Source organism: Leisingera sp. ABM4_101, assembly GCF_056158725.1.
In genome coordinates this window covers 1,296,449-1,314,714 of the sequence record NZ_JBSWTV010000002.1, presented here as the reverse complement: position 1 = coordinate 1,314,714, position 18,266 = coordinate 1,296,449, and the positions used below count along the sequence as shown (strand labels likewise).

Below are 18,266 nucleotides of genomic sequence, written 5' to 3'. Positions count from 1 at the left end.
AGCGGAAACGCCGCCCGGAACCGTTTTCCGGCTCGGGCGGCGTTCTAGGAAAACTCGAAGACTATGTAAGCGGCATTGGCGCCGCTCACAAGCCGTTACTCTGCGGCGGCGGGGGCTGCCACAGTCAGAGTGCCGCCAGCTTCTGCAACAGCGTCAACGGCAGCGGCGGATGCGCCGGTGACGGAGATGGTTGCTTTGGCGGTGATTTCGCCTTTGGCCAGGACGCGGACGCCGTCCAGCTTGCGGCGCACCAGGCCGGAAGCAACCAGCGAATCCTCGGTGATTGCGCTCGCGTCCAGCTTGCCTGCGTCGATGAACTTCTGGATCAGGCCCAGGTTCACAACCGCGTATGCCTTGCGGTTCGGCTTGTTGAAGCCGCGCTTGGGCAGACGCTGGTAGAGCGGCATCTGGCCGCCTTCGTAGCCATTGATCGAGACGCCCGAACGGGACTTCTGGCCTTTGATACCACGGCCGCCCATTTTACCTTTGCCCGAACCCGGGCCGCGGCCCACACGGGTGCGTTTCTTGGCGGCGCCAGCGTTGTCGCGCAGTTCGTGAAGTTTCATATCGCTTCTCCTTGCCGGATGTGGCCCCCGAAGCGTGATGGGCCAACCGCGGCGTTTCTTGATTGGTGATTCCGTGGCGCAGAACGCCACCGGGTGCCTATAGACGGGTTGGGGCGGGGGATCAAGAGCCAGCTCTAGCGTTCAAGAGCTTGAAGACGGTTCAAAGCCAGAGGTTTGGAAGGCTAAAGTGATTGGTGGCATCTGTCACGCTTTGCTTGAGCATTTCAAAGTGCTGCCTTGGCGACTTGATCGTTACATGCTTTTGCTCCGTCGGCTCGCCTCTGGGGTCCACAACACTTAGTGGGTAGGTCTCTTCCATTCCAAATGACAACCGACTCTCGCGATTGAATAGAAGTTGGTACTTCTGGTCGACATTCACACCTTCAAGCAAATCAGGACGGACCAACTCGAGGCCATTCTCATGGAAACCGATCACCGCGCGCTTAACTGGCAGAACCTGATCATGCCACTTGCAAATTTGCTCATAAACACTTCTTCTCCAATCCCAGAAATATGTCTCCTGGAATTGTTCGAATGTTACCAAGTGGACATTGGTGAAGATGGATTTTTCTCTAGCCCCTGACTGAAAACCTTCCTTGGAAATTATTAGTCCGAGATTTGCCCCAGCATCCGCGCAGACAGCCCTGAATGCATGTACAACGCTCTGCGGAACTGAATTTTGCCAATGTTTACATTCGCAAAGCACCCAGAGAGGAATCGGACCGTCCTGAACCGCTGCCACATCAATGGCTACTTTACCACGTGCTGTTGGCAAATTACCTCGGTGGGTCACGCAACCGATCTCGCAGAAGGCTTGCTCGACCATTCGTTCCAATGAACGCCAATCCTCTGGGTCGCGGTCAAAAATCTTCAAATTCGCACCTTAGCTTCTCAAAAAGAGAGCAAACTGTTGTTCAGCCTGCGTGCTACTGCTGTACACGATAGCAACTCAAAGGAGTATGCAAGACTTCACCCAGCCAAGGCCCCTGCCCTGCCGGTTGCAGTTCTTGCTGTCTCTGATGCTGTCCGGTCCGTCTGAGGCCGTCCGTTAAAGGGTGGCGGCGCCGCCGGGGTGGAGATGGGATGGGGTTGCCCCCATGCGAAGACGCGTATCGCGCGCTCCGGGTGCCAGACCGGAGCCCTGTTCCAGGTGCCGGGGGTGTCAGGCCCGGCGGGTGATCATGACCGGGGATGATATTGCCAGAGCCGGGTTAAAACGCCGTAGGCGGTGCGTACGGTGGGTACGCAACGGTCAGTACACCCCGGCCTTGCGGCCGGGCGGGGCGCTGAACCTGAAAACAAAAACGCCCCCGCCGGGATGGCAGGGGCGCTTTGGGGCCGGGCTTTGGAGAGGGAGGAGGATCCGCAGCCGGCCGGGGAGATCACTTGCCGTAGACATGCTCGCGGGCGGCGCCGGGAATGGCGCAGCGGCTGAGGCCGATGTCGGCCAGGTCGCGGGCGGACATGGCGCGCAGGGCGCGGACCGTGTGCTTGTACTCGCGGCGCAGTTTCCAGTTTTGGATCAGGCCGGCGGTCAAGCCGGCCAGGCGGGCGGATAGGCCCGCGGAGGGGGCGGAAAGAGTTGAATAAGCCATTGTTCTTGTTCCTTAGCTGCGGTGCCGGAACGTGCTTCCGGTGCGTCGCTGGATCTGTTCGTCTGAAGTAGCAGGGAGATAAGGACGGCCCGGCAGCGGCACAACGGACGCTTTGGTCTGGCGGCTATGCGGCACACGCATAGCACGTTTGCGTGAGGCGGCTTGAGCCTTGCGCAAAAGAAAACGCTCCCGCCCGTCTGGGCAGGAGCGCTGCAGCCCGGGCGCGAAGGAGGAGGAGAGGAGTGCCCGGGAGGGAGAGAATTCTTAGCCGTACACGTGCTGGTGCGCGATGTCGGCGATATCGCTGCGGCGGACGCCGATGTCGGACAGCTCATGATCGGACAGCGCGTCCAGCTCATTGAAAGTGCGCTGGAATTCGCGGGCCTTCATCCAGGAGTCGGCAAAGCCAGCGACGGTTGCGCGGATGCGGGCGGTGAGGCTGTGGCCGGAGTGTGCGGCGGAAATAACATGTGCCATCGTATGGGTCCTTCGTGTCTGGTGCCGGGCCTATTCCCGGCGGTGCGTGTTTGGTCTTTTGCTGTGACACCGAGATAGGACCGGGGGATGAGTCGAACAACCGGCGCAACCGGCAACCCGCTATGCAAGGTCTGCAAGGCGCCTTGCTGACGGGTTAACGCGCGCACGGCCCCGGAATGGCGGGCAGGTTGCCCGCCCTGCGGCGCGAGCCGGCGCCCTGCCCCAACGAAAAACGCCCCCGGCAGAACCGGAGGCGTTTTCCAAAGTCTGAAACCGAAAAGGGCTTAGCCGCGCTCTTCGATGATCTGAACCAGGTGCGGGATCGAGTTGACCATGCCGCGCACGGAGGGGGTGTCCTCCAGCTCGCGGGTCTTGTGCATCTTGTTCAGGCCCAGGCCAACCAGGGTTGCGCGCTGTTTGGCGGGGCGGCGGATCGGCGAGCCGATCTGCTTGACGACGATGGTTTTTGCCATGTCTCTCTACTCCTTACGCTTCAGCTTCGGCAGCTGCCGGCGCTTCGTCCCGCTTGGGCAGGATGTCAGCAACTTTTTTGCCGCGGCGCTGAGCCACCGAACGCGGGCTCTGCTCTTTCTGCAGGCCGTTCAGGGTGGCGCGGATCATGTTGTAGGGGTTCTGCGAACCGATCGACTTGGAGACCACGTCCTTGATGCCCAGCATCTCGAACACGGCACGCATCGGGCCACCAGCAATGATACCGGTACCTTCAGGCGCGGTCCGCATCACAACTTTGCCGGCGCCGTGGCGGCCGTTCATGTCGTGGTGCAGGGTGCGGCCTTCTTTCAGCGGCACACGGATCATCTGACGCTTGGCCTGCTCGGTCGCCTTGCGGATCGCCTCAGGCACTTCTTTCGCCTTGCCCTTGCCAAAGCCGACGCGGCCTTTCTGGTCGCCAACGACAACCAGGGCTGCGAAGCCAAAGCGCTTACCGCCTTTTACGGTTTTCGACACGCGGTTGATCGCGACCAGGCGATCTGCAAATTCCGGTGCCTCTTCACGCTCGCGGCGGGGGCCGCGGCGGTTTTCACGTTCTGCCATCAGGCATTCCTTTCATAGGGCGCTAGGCGCCTGTTCTATCAATCCTTGGTGAGAACCGGCCCAAAGGCCGGTCTCCCGGATCATCGGGGCGGCCCCGAAAGGCCGCCCGCATGGGATTAGATCTTCAGGCCGCCGTCACGCGCAGCGTCGGCCAGAGCCTTCACCTTGCCGTGGAACAGGAAGCCGCCGCGGTCGAAGTAGGCTTCGGTCACGCCAGCCGCTTTCGCGCGCTCGGCGATCGCGGCACCGACTTTGGTCGCTGCTTCGATGTTGTTCTTGCCGACAACACCCAGATCTTTTTCCAGGGTCGAGGCCGCTGCCAGGGTCACGCCGCGCAGGTCGTCGATCAGCTGAACAGAGATGTTCTTGTTCGAACGGTGCACGGACAGGCGCGGACGGCCTGCGTTCACTTTGCGAAGCTTGTTCCGGACGCGCAGCCGGCGCTTCAGAAACAGGGTACGTTTGCTGTTTGCCATTTTGCTGGTCCTTACTTCTTCTTGCCTTCCTTGCGGAAGATGAACTCGCCCTTGTAGCGGATGCCTTTGCCCTTGTAGGGCTCCGGACGGCGCCATTCGCGGATTTTCGCCGCGACTTCGCCCACCTGCTGCTGGTCGATGCCTTCCACAACGATTTCGGTCTGCTTCGGTGCGGTGATGGTGATGCCATCGGGTGCAACGAAGTCGACGTCGTGGCTGTAGCCCAGGTTCAGCTTCAGGGTGTTGCCCTGCATCTGAGCCCGGTAACCCACACCCTGGATCTCCAGCTCTTTCTTGAAGCCCTGGGTCACGCCGGTCACGAGGTTGGCCACCTGAGTGCGGGACATGCCCCACTGCTGACGGGCACGCTTGGACTTGCCGCGCGGCTCGATGGTGACAACGTTGTCGTTCACGGTCAGGGTGACGTCGTCGGTTGCGGTGAAGGTGCGGGCGCCTTTCGGGCCTTTCACTTCGATGGTCTGGCCGGACACAGAGGCGGAGACGCCGCTGGGCAGTTCGACCGGTTTTTTACCAATACGGGACATTGCGAGGCCTCCTTAGAAGACGGTGCAAAGCACTTCGCCGCCAACGTTGGCTGCGCGTGCGTTTGCGTCCGACATCACACCCTTGGGGGTGGAGACAATCGACACGCCCAGGCCCTGACGGACCGACGGGATGTCATTGACGCCCATGTAAACGCGGCGGCCGGGCTTGGAGACCCGCTTGAGCTCGCGAATGACAGGTTCGCCGTCGAAGTATTTCAGGCTGATTTCGATGGCCGGGTGGCCATTTTCACCAGTGGTCTTCTCATAACCGCGGATGTAGCCCTCGTCTGCCAGCACGTCCAGCACCCATGCCCGCAGCTTGGAAGCCGGGGTCATGACGGTGGATTTGCCGCGCATCTGAGAGTTACGGATACGGGTGAGCATATCGCCGATAGGATCGTTCATACCACTCTCTCCCTTACCAGCTCGATTTCACCAGGCCGGGGATCTGACCAGCAGAACCCAGCTCGCGCAGCGCGATACGGCTGACCTTCAGCTTACGGTAGTAAGCGTGCGGACGGCCGGTCAGCTGGCAACGGTTGTGCAAACGGCTCGGAGCCGAGTTGCGCGGCAGTTTCGCCAGTTTCAGACGCGCTTTGAAGCGCTCTTCCATCGGGCGGGATTCGTCGTTTGCGATCTCTTTCAGCTCGGCGCGCTTTGCGGCGTATTTTGCCACCAGGCGCTCGCGCTTCTTCTCGCGCTCGATCATGCTTTTCTTAGCCATGGTCTCTTCCTTCCCGCGATCAGCTGTTGAAGGGCATGTTGAAAGCTTTCAACAGCGCCTTAGCTTCCGCGTCGGTTTTTGCGGTGGTGGCAATTACGATGTCCATGCCCCAGGGCTCGTCGATCTTGTCAAAGTCGATTTCCGGGAACACGATGTGCTCTTTCAGGCCCATGGCATAGTTGCCGCGGCCGTCGAAAGAGGTGCCGGACACACCGCGGAAGTCACGGATACGCGGCATCGCGATGGTGATCAGACGGTCCAGGAATTCGAACATCCGGTCGCCGCGCAGGGTCACCTTGGCGCCCATCGGCATGCCTTCGCGAACGCGGAAGCCGGCGATGGAGTTCTTTGCCACGGTGGTCAGAGCCTTCTGGCCCGCAATCGCGGTCAGGTCTGCCTGTGCGGATTTGGCTTTCTTGCTGTCTTTGACAGCAGCGCGGCCGCAGCCGATGTTCAGAACGATCTTCTCCAGCTTGGGGATCATCATATCGTTCTTGTAGCCGAATTCCTCTTTCAGGGAGCCGCGGATGGTCTCCTTGTAGAGGGTCTTCAGACGCGGGGTGTAGGTTGCAGCGTCAAGCATCAGACAGTCTCCCCGGTGGTCTTGGCGAAGCGCACCTTCTTGCCGTCTTCCTCGCGGAAGCCGACGCGGGTTGCTTTGCCGTTGCTGTCCAGCAGTGCCAGGTTCGACAGGTCGATCGGCAGTGCCTTGGGCAGACGGCCGCCCTGTTCGTTTTGCGACTGGCGGGTGTGGCGGATCGCCATGTTCACGCCTTCGACAACAGCTTTGCCGGCTTTCGGGTCAACGGAGGCGATGGTGCCTTCCTTGCCCTTGTCGCGGCCTGCCAGTACGACGACCTTGTCGCCTTTACGGAGTTTCGCAGCCATGATTACAGCACCTCCGGAGCCAGCGAGATGATCTTCATGAAGTTCTTCGCGCGCAGTTCACGAACAACCGGGCCAAAGATACGGGTACCGACCGGCTCGTTGTTGTTGTTCAGGATGACAGCTGCGTTCCGGTCAAAACGGATCGCGGTGCCGTCTTCGCGGCGGACTTCTTTGGCGGTGCGCACGACAACGGCCTTACGGACGTCGCCTTTTTTCACGCGGCCGCGCGGGATGGCTTCTTTAACCGAGACGACGATGATGTCGCCAACGGAAGCGTATTTACGCTTGGAGCCACCCAGAACCTTGATGCACTGAACTCGGCGGGCGCCGGAGTTGTCAGCAACATCCAGATTTGTTTGCATCTGGATCATGTGGTTTCTCCCGACCTATGGGGCAGCGATGCGTGCTGTAATCCCCCAGGGTTTCGACTTTGCTTTTCAGCCTAGCCGCCAGGAGTCTCAGATGAGACTCTTAGGCTTCCAGAACTTCCCAGCGTTTCGTTTTCGATTTCGGCGCGCATTCGATGATGCGTACGGAATTGCCGACCTTGAAAGCGTTCTTTTCATCGTGAGCCCGGTATTTCTTGGACTTACGGATGGTTTTCTTCAGAACCGGGTGCGTGAAGCGGCGTTCAACCGAGACGGTGACGGTCTGGGCGTTTGCGTCGCTGGTCACAACGCCTTGCAGGATACGTTTGGGCATTGTGTCGCTCCTTATTCGGCTGCTGCTGCAGCTTTTTCGTTCAGGATGGTCTTGACGCGTGCAGCATTGCGGCGGGCCGCCTTGATGCCTGCGGTCGATTCCAGCTGACCGGTTGCCTGCTGAAAGCGCAGGTTGAAGCTCTCTTTTTTCAGGGATGCGAGCATATCGCGGAGTTCATCCACGGTCTTCTCGCGCAGATCATTGGCGTTCATCGCCTTTGTTCCTTGTCCAAAGCACCAGAAGGCCCCGAGGGTCACCTTGTTACCTGGTGGGTTATGTCAACCGCACCGGAGAAGCGCGGCAAAAAAGAATCACTTGGCCCCGATCCAATGCGGATTGGGGGCAAGCGATGGGTCCCTATAGAGGAGACGGGGTGCGGGGGCAAGGGAAAGGTTTGCGGCGGCAGCACATACGGCAAGCTGTGTCCCTAACGAGGAATACTGGGTAGCGGCTCACTCCAAAACCGATAAGAAAGGGCTTGGCACCTTTGGGCCTGCCTTTACCGACAGGACAACACCTCAAATGCTTAAAACACCTCTTTTCATCGAAAAACGCAACCTAACCGAAACCAGTGACTACTACTCGCTAGCCACATCATGCATTGGCCATATTGACAGAATGGACTATACGGGGTTTCCGATGCCGGACGAGTTCAATCAACTTCTGTCTTTAGATATTTACATCGGCCGCGGATCAAATGCTGGGCACCGAGCATTCTTTCACTCGAACTACGCGTTAAAGGAATTTGTCGCAACATGCCGGGATGCAGCCCAGTTGATTGGCTTTCATGAGCTCGATGGACTGCTGCAGGACTTTGGGAAATGGTCTTCCCGCCTCATGCCTTGGACACGCCGAACTGCAAGCTCAAGTAGGTCGATAAGAAACACCAAACTTGAAAAACAACTTGAGGAATTTGACAGCAGGTTGCTGTGGGAAGCGCAGCCGTTGCGCCTAAGTGAAATAACTCAAAACGCTCGCGCGGAAGCTGCCGGTTGGGTTAACGAAAGAGCACCCAGCGATGCCTTACCCATTTACGAACAATATTATTTTTATTGCTCCGCATGGTTTCTTGGCAATGTCCCCCTGGAAGTGTTCGACGATTACGAAAGCCGCATTGCTGCCCTGGAGGAGTTCAGTCAGCCCCCTCCTAACCAATGACATTTCTCGCATTGCTCCCGCCCCTCATCCACTACGGTTTCCACTTTATCGCCCCTTTCCCGGTTGCCCGCCTTCTCTTTGGCCGCCAGCGCTGACTGATGGCCGCCGGGCTGATGATCCTGGCAAAGTGATTGATGCCGACCACCTGCTGGCTACGCCGATCTTCGACCCGAACCGCTGCAGCCTCAGCTTTCACCCGCTGCACTCAGGCCTTGCTGCCGCCGCTTACGCCGCTGCACTGCTGGTGCCGAGCTGGAAAATCCGCGCCCTGGCGCTGGGTGCCCTGTGGCACCTGGGAACTGACGGGCTGGACTGCGGGATGCAGGGGACATGGTGACCAAGCCCCTTTCATCCTCCTTTAGCAGGGCTTCCGCTCAACCACTCGGTCGGCACCAGCAGTCCGGGCAGCCTCCATCTTACGCCCTCGCCGTTTCCGGCTGTATATATTCATTGCCGCCAGAACACAGGTAACAAGGAACACCCCAGCCATCAGCGGATGAGTTACGTCCTCGCCGAGACCAAAGACCCGGTCCAACGCAGCTATAATCGCGACGACGGGCAAACATACGACAAAGGCCGTTAATTGAACGATCAAACTCCACTTGAGCAGTCAGATCAGAAATTTGACATAGAGCACTAAGGCAAATACGAGCAGCAACAAGATAGCCAAAATGCCAATGGCGACCCCCGCGGAAACTAATGTAACTTCCAACAGCTCGAGCCTCTTCTTGAGTAGCCTATCTAGCGCCCCTTTGCTTTAAGTGACAAGTGCTGCCGCCTCACTCCCACTTGTAGTTAAAACTCACTGAAATCCGCTCTTCCTCGGCCATGTTCAGCGGCACCTCGTGGCGGATGAAGCTCTCCCACAGCAGCACATCGCCCACCGCGGGCGACTGATAGACAAATGTCTTCAGCTCCTGGCGGCAGTCCCTCAGGCGCGGCGGGTGCGCCATCATCATCGCGTGGCGCGGGTCTTCCAGTTTCAGGGCAGAGGCGCCATCGGGCATCGACACGTAAGTGGTGCCCGAGATCACCGAATGCGGGTGGATGTGGCTGGCGTGGGTGCCGCCTTCGGGCAGGATGTTGATCCACAGATCCTCCAGCACCAAGTTGCGGCCGTCCAGATCCAGCTCCAGATCCTTGGCAAAGGCCGCCACATGCAGATCCAGCGATTTCACCACATCAGCAAAGATCGGGAACCGCCAGGGCAAATCCGTCAGCGAGGCATAGGAGGTATAGCCCGGGTAGCCGTTCTCCTCGCACCAGTCCTGGCCTGCGTCGTCGTCGCCGGCGATCACAAGACAGGAGTTTTCCAGTTCCTGCGCGTCAACCTTGGGTCCGTATTCGGACAGCTGCGCGCGGTAGAGGCGGGTCACGAAGAGCGAGTCAATCTGGGCCATACCGGTCTGATACCCCAGCGCCCGCCCCTTGGCGAGCAGCATCCGCACCGCAACCCCGCTTCTTTCTGGTGGAAAATACTCCGGGGGAGCCACCGCAGGCGGCGGGGGCGGCGCCCCCATTCTGCGCAGGCGCAGACCGGTGCCTGTGCCGCCGGGCGCCCCGGGTCAAACCCCGCCCGCCACAGAGTTGGGGCAACCGCGGTGCGCCTTGGGCATGCCCACGTGGTGCGGGTTCTGCACAAGGTACCAGACCGGCGCATAACCCCGTGCCTGGGTCCGGGAATATGTGCAGCCTTCCGGAGTGATCCAATGCACAGCGGTGCCGCCTGCCGAGACATAGCCCGATTGCGGCGCAGCGGCCGTTTCCGCTGGCGGCCCGCCCGCGGGGGCCGGGGAAAAGGCCATTGAGACCGACCCGCGGTCCGGCGCGGAAGAGCCGCAGGCCGAGGTCAGCAAAAGACAGGAGGCAGAGATCAGCATACGCATTAGAGAGTACTCCAAACAATCAGGCGCCCCTGCCGCTGAGGCCCGGCAAACTGAAAAACCTCCTGCCGGCGGGGCACATTAACAACCACGGCCCAACAATAGGAACTAAATGTGAACAAATGATGTGCGGCCAGAGACATCCGCATCGGCCGCAATCCATTCTGCAGAGGATGTCAAAGCTTCTCAGCCAAAGAAAAACCCCCGCTGATCGCTCAGCGGGGGTTCTTAATTTTAACAACCGGCTGCGCTGCCGCGCAGGCGGCGGCAAAGCCGCCGTTTACCAGTCTTCGCGGACCACGACGCGGGTCTTGACCGGCAGCTTCATCGCGGCCAGGCGCAGGGCCTCGCGGGCGATTTCATCGCTGACGCCGTCGATCTCGAACATCACGCGGCCAGGCTTAACCTTGGCTGCCCAATAGTCCACGGAGCCTTTACCTTTACCCATACGGACTTCGGTCGGCTTCGAGGTCACCGGGGTGTCCGGGAAGATACGGATCCAAACACGGCCCTGACGCTTCATGTGGCGGGTCATGGCACGGCGGGCAGCCTCGATCTGGCGTGCAGTCACACGCTCAGGGGTGGTTGCCTTCAGGCCATAGGTGCCGAAGTTCAGGTCGGAACCGCCTTTTGCCAAGCCGTGGATCCGGCCCTTGTGCATTTTGCGGAATTTAGTGCGCTTTGGCTGAAGCATCTCAAATCCTCCTTAGCGACGGCCGCCACCAGCACCACGGGGTGCAGGGCCGTCCTGGATTTCTTGTGCTTTACGGTCACGCGCCGAAGGATCGTGCTCCATGATCTCGCCTTTGAAGATCCAGACCTTGATCCCGATGATCCCGTAGGGGGTCATCGCTTCGGAGTGTGCGTAATCGATGTCGGCACGCAGGGTGTGCAGCGGTACGCGGCCCTCACGGTACCATTCGGTACGCGCGATTTCCGCACCGCCCAGACGGCCAGCGACGTTCACCCGGATACCCAGGGCGCCCATGCGCATGGCGTTCTGCACGGCCCGTTTCATGGCACGGCGGAAGGACACACGGCGCTCCAGCTGCTGGGCGATGGACTCGCCGACCAGCTGAGCGTCCAGTTCCGGCTTGCGCACTTCAACGATGTTGAGGTGCAGCTCGGAGTTGGTCATCTTGGCAATCTTCTTGCGCAGGACTTCGATGTCCGCGCCTTTCTTGCCGATGATGACGCCCGGACGGGCGGTGTGAATGGTCACGCGGCATTTCTTGTGCGGGCGCTCGATGATGACGCGCGCAATGCCGGCCTGCTTGCATTCTTCCTTGATGAACTCGCGGATTTTCAGGTCCTCGAGCAGCAGATCACCGTAGTCTTTGGTGTCGGCGTACCAGCGGCTGTCCCAGGTGCGGTTGACCTGAAGGCGCATGCCGATCGGATTGACTTTCTGACCCATTAGGCTTGCTCCTCAACTTGACGCACCTTGATGGTGATCTCCGCGAACGGCTTCAGGATTTTGCCGAACCGGCCACGGGCACGCGGACGGCCGCGCTTCATGGTCAGGTTCTTGCCAACCCATGCCTCGGCGACGATCAGTTCATCGACGTCCAGGTTGTGGTTGTTTTCAGCATTCGCGATGGCGGACTGAAGGCATTTCTTCACGTCCTGCGCGATCCGCTTGTTGGAGAAAGTCAGGTCGGTCAGGGCCTTCTCGACTTTCTTGCCGCGGATCATCTGCGCCACCAGGTTCAGTTTCTGCGGCGAGGTACGGAGCATGCGCAGTTTTGCCATTGCTTCGTTGTCTGCCACGCGGCGGGGGTTCTTTTCCTTGCCCATGACTTACTTCCGCTTCGCTTTTTTGTCTGCGGCGTGGCCATAATAGGTGCGGGTCGGCGAGTATTCACCGAACTTCTGACCGATCATGTCTTCCGAGACGTTGACGGGGATATGCTTCTGGCCGTTGTACACACCAAAGGTCAGGCCGACGAACTGCGGCAGGATGGTGGAACGGCGCGACCAGATCTTGATCACTTCATTGCGGCCCAATTCACGCGCTGCTTCGGCCTTTTTCAGGACATAAGCATCAACGAAGGGGCCCTTCCATACGGAACGTGCCATGGATTAGCGGCCTTTCTTCTTGGCGTGGCGCGAGCGGACGATAAGCTTCTGCGACGCCTTGTTTTTGTTGCGGGTCCGTTTGCCCTTGGTCGGTTTGCCCCAGGGGGTCACCGGGTGGCGGCCACCGGAGGTCCGGCCTTCACCACCGCCGTGGGGGTGGTCGATCGGGTTCATCACGACACCACGCACGGAGGGACGCTTGCCCTTGTGGCGCATACGGCCGGCTTTACCGAAGTTCTGGTTCGAGTTGTCCGGGTTCGACACGGCACCGACGGTGGCCATGCATTCCTGACGGACCAGGCGCAGTTCGCCCGAGGACAGGCGGATCTGAGCGTAACCGCCGTCACGGCCAACGAACTGAGCATAGGTACCGGCTGCACGGGCGATCTGGCCGCCTTTGCCGGGCTTCATTTCGATGTTGTGGACGATGGTACCTATCGGCATGCCCGAGAACGGCATTGCGTTGCCCGGCTTGATGTCGGCTTTTGCAGACGCGACGACTTTGTCGCCAACAGCCAGACGCTGCGGCGCCAGGATGTAGGCTTGCTCGCCGTCTTCGTATTTGATCAGCGCGATGAATGCGGTCCGGTTCGGGTCGTATTCGATCCGCTCAACGGTGGCCGCTACATCAAATTTGTTCCGTTTGAAGTCAACGATCCGGTAGAGGCGCTTTGCGCCGCCGCCACGGCGGCGTGCAGTGATCCGTCCGGTGTTGTTCCGGCCGCCCGATTTGGTCAGGCCCTCAGTGAGGGATTTGACCGGACGCCCTTTCCAAAGCTCCGAACGGTCGATCAGAACCAGCCCACGCTGGCCCGGCGTCGTCGGTTTATACGACTTGAGTGCCATGCTTTCTGTCTTCCGTTTAGCGTGCCAGGCCTTCGGTTCTTGTCTTTGGCCCAGCTATGTTTAAGGCCCCCGTAGGTGCCTGAGATATAGGGCCCCGAAGGTCCCCGAGTTCACACATCCTGACAAACGTAACGACCCCGGAACGAATCCGGGGTCTTCAGGATGGATGGCGTGTAGCAGAGGTGTTTGGGGGAGTCTAGGGGCTGTTCACACTAATAGCGATCACCTTCAATCCACACCTTGTTTGATCCTTTTGGCCGTCCCTTCCAAACTTGGAAACAAGAACTCTTTGAAAATGCCCAAGCTACTTAGGTCTGCCAGAATTTTTTGTTTGTCCTTAGGGGAGATATATAACTCGAAGGTACTAAAGCTCTGGAAAAAGTGACGCTTAGGCTCCGCTTTTCTCGACCTAGCGGCAGCTTCTTCACGCTCTGGACTAAATAAGCCAAAGATAAGGAACTCCCCACTTTGAGAAGCAATTCGAACATCCAATTTCCGGGGAAGGACAGAAACTGGATGCGTCAGATCATCGGGGTGAACCACCCCTTTGATGCTGGGGTTGTCCTTCTTTGCAAGACTTATCAAGTCTTGGATGCACTCTCCAACATTGAACTTTTCGAAGAACAGTTTTGCGAAGTCGTCCTCGGTGCCGTCTGAGGTTTCATCTTGTGCTTTTTCCCGGCACTGAAGCAGATGCTCTCTTATCGTCTCTTTCTGCTCAAACGGGAGATAGGCCAAGTTACACAAAAACGACACCGCCTCACTATCGAAGAATGTCTTCCGCATTTTCCCTGGCAGAAAGACGACTACCTCACCAGCGGCCCTTTTGGGCTTGGGGTTTTGGTTTTCAGAACCGATTTGCTCTTTTTTCTGACAAGCAAAGTACAGAGCAACCAAAGGATTTCTAGTAACATCCAGCAGACAAGTCGGCAGCCCGTAGTGCTGCGCCCTGGCCAGCAATTCAAACGTGCTAATATCCCGCGAAAATTCATCGGGATGTTCGGCCAAGAGCTGCCGAAGCATTTCGTGCTCTCGAAGCTGCCAGTCTCTTGACCTCAAGACAGAAGGCTCCGCCATGTAGGCCCTGTCTTCATGACCTCGAAAAAGAAGCTGGCCGTTACCCCATTTTGAGTTCAGTTTGGCAACTGCCTCAATAAACTCCGAAAGGCTGCTTACGTAAGCCATCACTGCTCCACCCACAATCGTAGATGGAATATTGAGGAGAAACCCATCTGTAACAAGTGCGAAACTCAGAACCGTCCCGTGGGGGTGCTCTCAACGTGGCGTTTGGCAGTTTATCCCGGCAAGATCCGTAGGACCTCACCGACGCGCAGAACATCAGCCATAGCGCCGCTCTATCGGGGCGGGCCATGCCGGAGGCATGCTTTCAGCATGACGCTAGCGCGGCGGCCTGCGGCCTTGATTCCGCGCCCGGGAACTAGGTCACAGGTCAGCGCTTTGATGGGTGTTGCGTGAGGGGCGCACGGACGGCTTCGCGGATTTTAACCGGCAGCGGCTATAAATCAGCGCAAGCCTTTCACAAGGGACCCGCCATGCCTGCTACCGCTGACCTCAGCCGGATTCCGCCCCTGGACAAAGCCGCCGGATTGCTCCGGCGGCTCCGCTTCATATCTGGTCAACAACCTTTTCCAGGCACCAGACCTTGGCCACGATCTGCCAGCCGTTCTCGCCCTTCAGCATCGACAGGTGATCCTGATACACATTCCTGCGCGCCCGGAAGCGGATTTTCACCAGCGCGCTCACCGGCGACATATGGTCTACCATCAGGATTTCGGCATCCATCTTCTGCCCCAGCGCATGGGGCGAGTTGGCCGCGTTGCCGCCGACGTCCTCATTGAAGCTTGCCACGGGTTCGGAAAAGATCGCGCCCTTCTCGGCATCAAACAGGCTCGCTGCCGGGTGGAACACCGCGTCCAGCTTTTCCTTGTCGCAGTAAAACAGCCCGTCGAAATACATCTGTACGACGTCAAAAAGGTCAGCGTGGGAATTCATAATGCACCTTGGTTCAAATTGCCTTTGCACCCAGACTAGACGGAGTGGCGTGTGCGCGGAAATGAAGCCTTGTGCGAAAGGCCATTTCGATCCGTCATGGGTTGCACCCCTGCCCCAACAAAAAAGGCCCCCGCTTGCGCGAGGGCCTCTCAATCTTGTCAAAAAGGCAGATCTCAGAGTCCGGTGGACACGTCGATGGTATTGCCTTCTTCCAGGGTGACATAGGCTTTTTTCACGTCTTTACGCTTGCCCATCTGGCCGCGGAAACGCTTGACCTTACCCTTGGTGACGGTGGTGTTGACCGCTTTCACCTTGACGCCAAAGAGAGCCTCAACGGCTTCTTTGATCATCGGCTTGTTGGAGTCGATTGCCACTTCGAACACCACTGCGCCGTTCTCGGACGCCATGGTGGATTTCTCGGTGATGATCGGCTTGCGGATCACGTCGTAGTGTTCTGCTTTCGCGCTCATTTCAGGCGAGCCTCCAGTGCTTCGACACCCGCTTTGGTGATCACCAGGGTGTCACGCTTCAGGATGTCATAGACGTTGGCACCGATGGTCGGCAGGATGTCCAGACCTTCGATGTTGCGGGACGCTTGCAGGAAGCCTTCGTTCACGGCAGCGCCGTCGATGACCAGAGCGCGTTTCCAGCCCAGGTTCTTCACCTGTTTGGCCAGAGCGGCGGTCTTGCCCTCAGCTGCGGCGTCCTCGATGATGACCAGTTCGCCCGCTTTTGCTTTGGCGGACAGCGCGTGGCGCAGGCCCAGCTTGCGGAACTTCTTGGTCAGCTCGTGGCCGTGCGAACGCGGGGTCGGACCCTTGTAGATACCACCCTTGCGGAAGATCGGCGCGTTGCGGTCACCGTGGCGTGCGCCGCCGGTGCCCTTCTGGCGGTAGATCTTCTTGGTCGAGTAGGAGGTCTCGGAACGGGTCTTCACCTTGTGGGTGCCGGCCTGCGCGTTGTTGCGCTGCCAGCGGACCACGCGGTGCAGGATGTCCGCACGCGGCTCCAGGCCGAACAGGTCTTCGGACAGTTCGATGTCGCCCGATTTGCCGCCGTCCAGTTTGATCACGTCAAGTTTCATGCTTCACCACCTTCCGCGGGAGCTTCCGCAGTTTTCAGAGCGGCCGGGAAAGGCAGACCCTCGGGGGCTTTCTTCTTCACGGCGTCCTTGACGGTAACCCAGCCGGATTTCGGGCCCGGTACGGCGCCCTTGATGAAGACCAGGCCGCGCTCGGCGTCGGTTTTCACCACTTCCAGGTTCTGGGTGGTCACACGGGCAGCGCCCATGTGGCCGGCCATTTTCTTGCCTTTGAAGACGCGGCCGGGGTCCTGACACTGACCGGTCGAACCGTGCGAACGGTGCGAGATCGACACACCGTGCGAGGCGCGCAGACCGCCGAAGTTGTGACGCTTCATTGCACCTGCAAAGCCTTTACCGATCGAGGTGCCGGTGACGTCCACTTTCTGGCCAGCCAGGAAGTGTTCGGCCGAGATCTCGGCGCCGACTTCGATCAGGCCGTCCGCGGGAACGCGGAATTCGGCCAGCTTGCGCTTGGGTTCCACCTTGGCAGCAGCGAAGACACCGCGCATGGCTTGCGAAGTACGCTTTGCCTTGGCAGAGCCTGCACCCAGCTGAACAGCGGTGTAGCCGTCTTTTTCCTCAGTACGCTGAGCAACAACCTGCAGGCCGTCCAGGGACAGAACGGTCACAGGGATCTGCTTGCCGTCTTCCAGGAACAGGCGGGTCATGCCCACTTTTTTAGCGATAATACCGGAACGCATAATCTATACCCTCCGATCTTACGACTGCAGCTTGATTTCGACGTCAACGCCGGCGGCCAGGTCGAGCTTCATCAGCGCGTCCACGGTCTGCGGGGTCGGGTCGACGATGTCGAGAAGGCGCTTGTGGGTGCGGATCTCGAACTGGTCGCGGGATTTCTTGTCAACGTGGGGGCCACGCAGAACAGTGAATTTCTCGATCTTGTTCGGCATCGGGATCGGGCCGCGCACTTGCGCGCCGGTCCGCTTGGCAGTGTTGACGATCTCTTGCGTGGAGGCATCCAGCACGCGATAGTCAAATGCCTTCAGCCGGATACGGATGTTTTGGCTTTGCATCGTACAGCCTTTTATTCAGGCGTTGGGGTTGAGAGGAGGGCCTGCGACCACCGCAACCCCTCATCGAACCCAAAAGGCGGGAATCATCCCGCCCCTATTCGCACTTGGCGAACTCGCGCCCTATACGCCCGAAAGGGCCATGTGGCAAGGGGTTTCGCACCGAAACCGTTGCGTTTGGGGAGAGCGGTGGGTTTGGGGTTTGTTTAGGTGTGTTAACCGGCAGTCGCGGAGAACAGGTTGCCCAACAAAGACTACACCTTACCTATGCCGTCGAAGAGTCCGTTGGTAACGGCGTAGACAAGCCCAATTGCCGCCGCAGCAGTACTACCGACCAGGAAACTCAACACTTCAGGGGGAAGGACAAAACCGTAAACTTTGAAACCAGCCAAGAGAAGGACAATCCCCACAAAAATCGAGTAGCAAACCAAGTAGCAGAAAACTGACTTGGCATACCCAGTCCGAAGCTTACGATTTATTCTTCGGTCTCGGTTACGCTCCTGCAACCCAGCTGTTTCAGCCTTCTTCCTCTGAATTTCTTCGTACTGCTCGTTTGCAAATGCACTAGCTTCATCCGAAGCTTTTTGATCTGTATCACCAATTGGACGTGCAGCATCCTTTGCATGCTGCTTGATCTTCTGGAACAAGAAGTCCGAAAGAGGATCACCTGCTTTGGGGGCCATTATGCAGCCATGATCTCTCTGTAGTGGTGCTGAATGAGGTCATCACCTATCTCAAGGTTAGCCACACTAGGGTCGTACACCTCATCCCAGGGAGTACCCGGCTGATGAGTAAGATTAGAAAGCGCAATACCATCCAGATCTTTATAGGCTTGGTATATCTGTCCAACGAATACCTTTTCATCATCCGTCAAATCTGGAAGAGAGGTAACGACGACCTTGCCGACAGGCTTGTCGCGCCAGTGCTTGATGGCGTGGTAGAGAGACGGAATGACGGGCCCAAATTTCCATGCTTCTATTCGATTGGAGATCAATGGCACCCCAAATGCACCGAGCCGGTAGCCGTGTGAGATATACACAAGCTTAAGATCCTGCATGGGTGTCAGAGTGTTCTGTTCCGCCTCGGCCAAATCCACGAGGAAATTTGACACAACACGTGCGTCCGCCATTTTGCATCCTCCCT

Annotated in this window: 32 protein-coding genes; 2 read left to right on the top strand and 30 right to left on the bottom strand. The window is 58.7% G+C overall.

The features are described 5' to 3' along the window. Positions 1 to 95 precede the first annotated feature (95 nt). The 15 genes from rplO to rpmC form a co-directional block, all read right to left on the bottom strand. Positions 96 to 566, bottom strand: a complete 471-nt coding sequence (gene rplO, locus ACXAEK_RS07415) for a 50S ribosomal protein L15 (protein ID WP_475040861.1) — start codon at positions 564 to 566, stop codon at positions 96 to 98. 160 nt (positions 567 to 726) lie between these two features. Beyond that, positions 727 to 1,440, bottom strand: a complete 714-nt coding sequence (locus tag ACXAEK_RS07410) for a restriction endonuclease (RefSeq protein ID WP_475040860.1) — start codon at positions 1,438 to 1,440, stop codon at positions 727 to 729. A gap of 508 nt (positions 1,441 to 1,948) precedes the next feature. Beyond that, positions 1,949 to 2,161, bottom strand: coding sequence for a DUF1127 domain-containing protein (locus ACXAEK_RS07405; protein ID WP_475040858.1), 213 nt, complete (start codon positions 2,159 to 2,161; stop codon positions 1,949 to 1,951). 264 nt (positions 2,162 to 2,425) lie between these two features. Further along, positions 2,426 to 2,638 carry a DUF1127 domain-containing protein gene (locus ACXAEK_RS07400; protein WP_475040857.1) on the bottom strand — a complete coding sequence of 71 codons (213 nt, stop codon included), beginning with the start codon at positions 2,636 to 2,638 and terminating at the stop codon, positions 2,426 to 2,428. 284 nt (positions 2,639 to 2,922) lie between these two features. After that, positions 2,923 to 3,111, bottom strand: coding sequence for a 50S ribosomal protein L30 (rpmD, locus tag ACXAEK_RS07395; protein WP_019298002.1), 189 nt, complete (start codon positions 3,109 to 3,111; stop codon positions 2,923 to 2,925). A 13-nt stretch (positions 3,112 to 3,124) separates the two neighbouring features. Beyond that, positions 3,125 to 3,694 (bottom strand): 30S ribosomal protein S5, encoded by a 570-nt coding sequence (gene rpsE, locus ACXAEK_RS07390; RefSeq protein WP_475040855.1) that lies wholly within the window; start codon positions 3,692 to 3,694, stop codon positions 3,125 to 3,127. A 116-nt stretch (positions 3,695 to 3,810) separates the two neighbouring features. Continuing rightward, a complete protein-coding gene (gene rplR / locus ACXAEK_RS07385) occupies positions 3,811 to 4,170 on the bottom strand; it encodes a 50S ribosomal protein L18 (protein WP_475040853.1) in 360 nt (119 codons plus the stop codon). Positions 4,171 to 4,181: 11 nt separating this feature from the next. Continuing rightward, on the bottom strand, positions 4,182 to 4,715 hold the full coding sequence (gene rplF / locus ACXAEK_RS07380; protein ID WP_475040852.1) for a 50S ribosomal protein L6: 534 nt from the start codon (positions 4,713 to 4,715) through the stop codon (positions 4,182 to 4,184). 12 nt (positions 4,716 to 4,727) lie between these two features. Beyond that, entirely contained in the window at positions 4,728 to 5,120 is a 393-nt protein-coding gene (gene rpsH / locus ACXAEK_RS07375) for a 30S ribosomal protein S8 (RefSeq protein WP_008554600.1), read from the bottom strand. 13 nt (positions 5,121 to 5,133) lie between these two features. Continuing rightward, a complete protein-coding gene (rpsN, locus tag ACXAEK_RS07370; RefSeq protein ID WP_039125969.1) occupies positions 5,134 to 5,439 on the bottom strand; it encodes a 30S ribosomal protein S14 in 306 nt (101 codons plus the stop codon). A gap of 19 nt (positions 5,440 to 5,458) precedes the next feature. After that, complete coding sequence (rplE, locus tag ACXAEK_RS07365; protein WP_475040851.1) at positions 5,459 to 6,022, bottom strand: 50S ribosomal protein L5; 564 nt, start codon at positions 6,020 to 6,022, stop codon at positions 5,459 to 5,461. After that, positions 6,022 to 6,327 carry a 50S ribosomal protein L24 gene (gene rplX, locus ACXAEK_RS07360; protein ID WP_475040849.1) on the bottom strand — a complete coding sequence of 102 codons (306 nt, stop codon included), beginning with the start codon at positions 6,325 to 6,327 and terminating at the stop codon, positions 6,022 to 6,024. Before rplX ends, rplE begins: the two co-directional genes overlap by 1 nt. A 2-nt stretch (positions 6,328 to 6,329) precedes the next feature. Beyond that, a complete protein-coding gene (rplN, locus tag ACXAEK_RS07355; RefSeq protein WP_005621870.1) occupies positions 6,330 to 6,698 on the bottom strand; it encodes a 50S ribosomal protein L14 in 369 nt (122 codons plus the stop codon). 100 nt (positions 6,699 to 6,798) lie between these two features. Further along, the gene (rpsQ, locus tag ACXAEK_RS07350) at positions 6,799 to 7,029 is read right to left on the bottom strand and encodes a 30S ribosomal protein S17 (protein ID WP_475040848.1); all 231 of its coding nucleotides are present in this window, start codon (positions 7,027 to 7,029) and stop codon (positions 6,799 to 6,801) included. 11 nt (positions 7,030 to 7,040) lie between these two features. Next, complete coding sequence (gene rpmC, locus ACXAEK_RS07345) at positions 7,041 to 7,241, bottom strand: 50S ribosomal protein L29 (RefSeq protein WP_039125973.1); 201 nt, start codon at positions 7,239 to 7,241, stop codon at positions 7,041 to 7,043. A 310-nt stretch (positions 7,242 to 7,551) separates the two neighbouring features. Between rpmC and ACXAEK_RS07340 the strand changes: the two genes are divergently transcribed. Further along, entirely contained in the window at positions 7,552 to 8,187 is a 636-nt protein-coding gene (locus ACXAEK_RS07340; RefSeq protein WP_475040847.1) for a DMP19 family protein, read from the top strand. 127 nt (positions 8,188 to 8,314) lie between these two features. After that, positions 8,315 to 8,524 carry a DUF6122 family protein gene (locus ACXAEK_RS07335; protein ID WP_475040845.1) on the top strand — a complete coding sequence of 70 codons (210 nt, stop codon included), beginning with the start codon at positions 8,315 to 8,317 and terminating at the stop codon, positions 8,522 to 8,524. A 442-nt stretch (positions 8,525 to 8,966) separates the two neighbouring features. Here ACXAEK_RS07335 and ACXAEK_RS07330 read toward each other — a convergent pair whose 3' ends face one another. The 15 genes from ACXAEK_RS07330 to ACXAEK_RS07260 all read right to left on the bottom strand — a co-directional run bounded on the left by ACXAEK_RS07330 (position 8,967) and on the right by ACXAEK_RS07260 (position 18,252). Next, positions 8,967 to 9,587 (bottom strand): TIGR02466 family protein, encoded by a 621-nt coding sequence (locus tag ACXAEK_RS07330; RefSeq protein WP_475040844.1) that lies wholly within the window; start codon positions 9,585 to 9,587, stop codon positions 8,967 to 8,969. A gap of 165 nt (positions 9,588 to 9,752) precedes the next feature. Continuing rightward, on the bottom strand, positions 9,753 to 10,073 hold the full coding sequence (locus ACXAEK_RS07325) for a hypothetical protein (protein WP_475040842.1): 321 nt from the start codon (positions 10,071 to 10,073) through the stop codon (positions 9,753 to 9,755). A 277-nt stretch (positions 10,074 to 10,350) separates the two neighbouring features. Next, complete coding sequence (rplP, locus tag ACXAEK_RS07320) at positions 10,351 to 10,764, bottom strand: 50S ribosomal protein L16 (protein WP_039125980.1); 414 nt, start codon at positions 10,762 to 10,764, stop codon at positions 10,351 to 10,353. Positions 10,765 to 10,776: 12 nt separating this feature from the next. Beyond that, positions 10,777 to 11,487 carry a 30S ribosomal protein S3 gene (rpsC, locus tag ACXAEK_RS07315; RefSeq protein WP_475040841.1) on the bottom strand — a complete coding sequence of 237 codons (711 nt, stop codon included), beginning with the start codon at positions 11,485 to 11,487 and terminating at the stop codon, positions 10,777 to 10,779. Beyond that, a complete protein-coding gene (rplV, locus tag ACXAEK_RS07310; RefSeq protein ID WP_008557868.1) occupies positions 11,487 to 11,867 on the bottom strand; it encodes a 50S ribosomal protein L22 in 381 nt (126 codons plus the stop codon). Before rplV ends, rpsC begins: the two co-directional genes overlap by 1 nt. Before the next feature lie 3 nt (positions 11,868 to 11,870). Continuing rightward, positions 11,871 to 12,149, bottom strand: a complete 279-nt coding sequence (gene rpsS / locus ACXAEK_RS07305) for a 30S ribosomal protein S19 (protein WP_475040840.1) — start codon at positions 12,147 to 12,149, stop codon at positions 11,871 to 11,873. Between the two features lie 3 nt (positions 12,150 to 12,152). Continuing rightward, on the bottom strand, positions 12,153 to 12,995 hold the full coding sequence (gene rplB / locus ACXAEK_RS07300) for a 50S ribosomal protein L2 (RefSeq protein ID WP_019297986.1): 843 nt from the start codon (positions 12,993 to 12,995) through the stop codon (positions 12,153 to 12,155). Positions 12,996 to 13,223: 228 nt separating this feature from the next. After that, positions 13,224 to 14,180: an FRG domain-containing protein gene (locus ACXAEK_RS07295; protein WP_475040838.1), complete on the bottom strand. Its 957-nt coding sequence runs from the start codon at positions 14,178 to 14,180 to the stop codon at positions 13,224 to 13,226. 441 nt (positions 14,181 to 14,621) lie between these two features. Further along, positions 14,622 to 15,008, bottom strand: a complete 387-nt coding sequence (locus tag ACXAEK_RS07290) for a nuclear transport factor 2 family protein (protein ID WP_475040836.1) — start codon at positions 15,006 to 15,008, stop codon at positions 14,622 to 14,624. 173 nt (positions 15,009 to 15,181) lie between these two features. Continuing rightward, entirely contained in the window at positions 15,182 to 15,478 is a 297-nt protein-coding gene (locus ACXAEK_RS07285) for a 50S ribosomal protein L23 (RefSeq protein ID WP_039160813.1), read from the bottom strand. Beyond that, positions 15,475 to 16,092, bottom strand: coding sequence for a 50S ribosomal protein L4 (gene rplD / locus ACXAEK_RS07280; RefSeq protein ID WP_475040834.1), 618 nt, complete (start codon positions 16,090 to 16,092; stop codon positions 15,475 to 15,477). The genes ACXAEK_RS07285 and rplD overlap by 4 nt, the downstream gene beginning before the upstream one ends. After that, on the bottom strand, positions 16,089 to 16,793 hold the full coding sequence (rplC, locus tag ACXAEK_RS07275; protein ID WP_475034380.1) for a 50S ribosomal protein L3: 705 nt from the start codon (positions 16,791 to 16,793) through the stop codon (positions 16,089 to 16,091). The genes rplD and rplC overlap by 4 nt, the downstream gene beginning before the upstream one ends. An 18-nt stretch (positions 16,794 to 16,811) precedes the next feature. Further along, positions 16,812 to 17,126 carry a 30S ribosomal protein S10 gene (rpsJ, locus tag ACXAEK_RS07270; protein ID WP_019298501.1) on the bottom strand — a complete coding sequence of 105 codons (315 nt, stop codon included), beginning with the start codon at positions 17,124 to 17,126 and terminating at the stop codon, positions 16,812 to 16,814. Between the two features lie 251 nt (positions 17,127 to 17,377). After that, positions 17,378 to 17,806, bottom strand: coding sequence for a hypothetical protein (locus tag ACXAEK_RS07265; protein WP_475040833.1), 429 nt, complete (start codon positions 17,804 to 17,806; stop codon positions 17,378 to 17,380). Next, positions 17,806 to 18,252 (bottom strand): Panacea domain-containing protein, encoded by a 447-nt coding sequence (locus ACXAEK_RS07260; protein WP_475040832.1) that lies wholly within the window; start codon positions 18,250 to 18,252, stop codon positions 17,806 to 17,808. Before ACXAEK_RS07260 ends, ACXAEK_RS07265 begins: the two co-directional genes overlap by 1 nt. Positions 18,253 to 18,266: the final 14 nt, after the last annotated feature.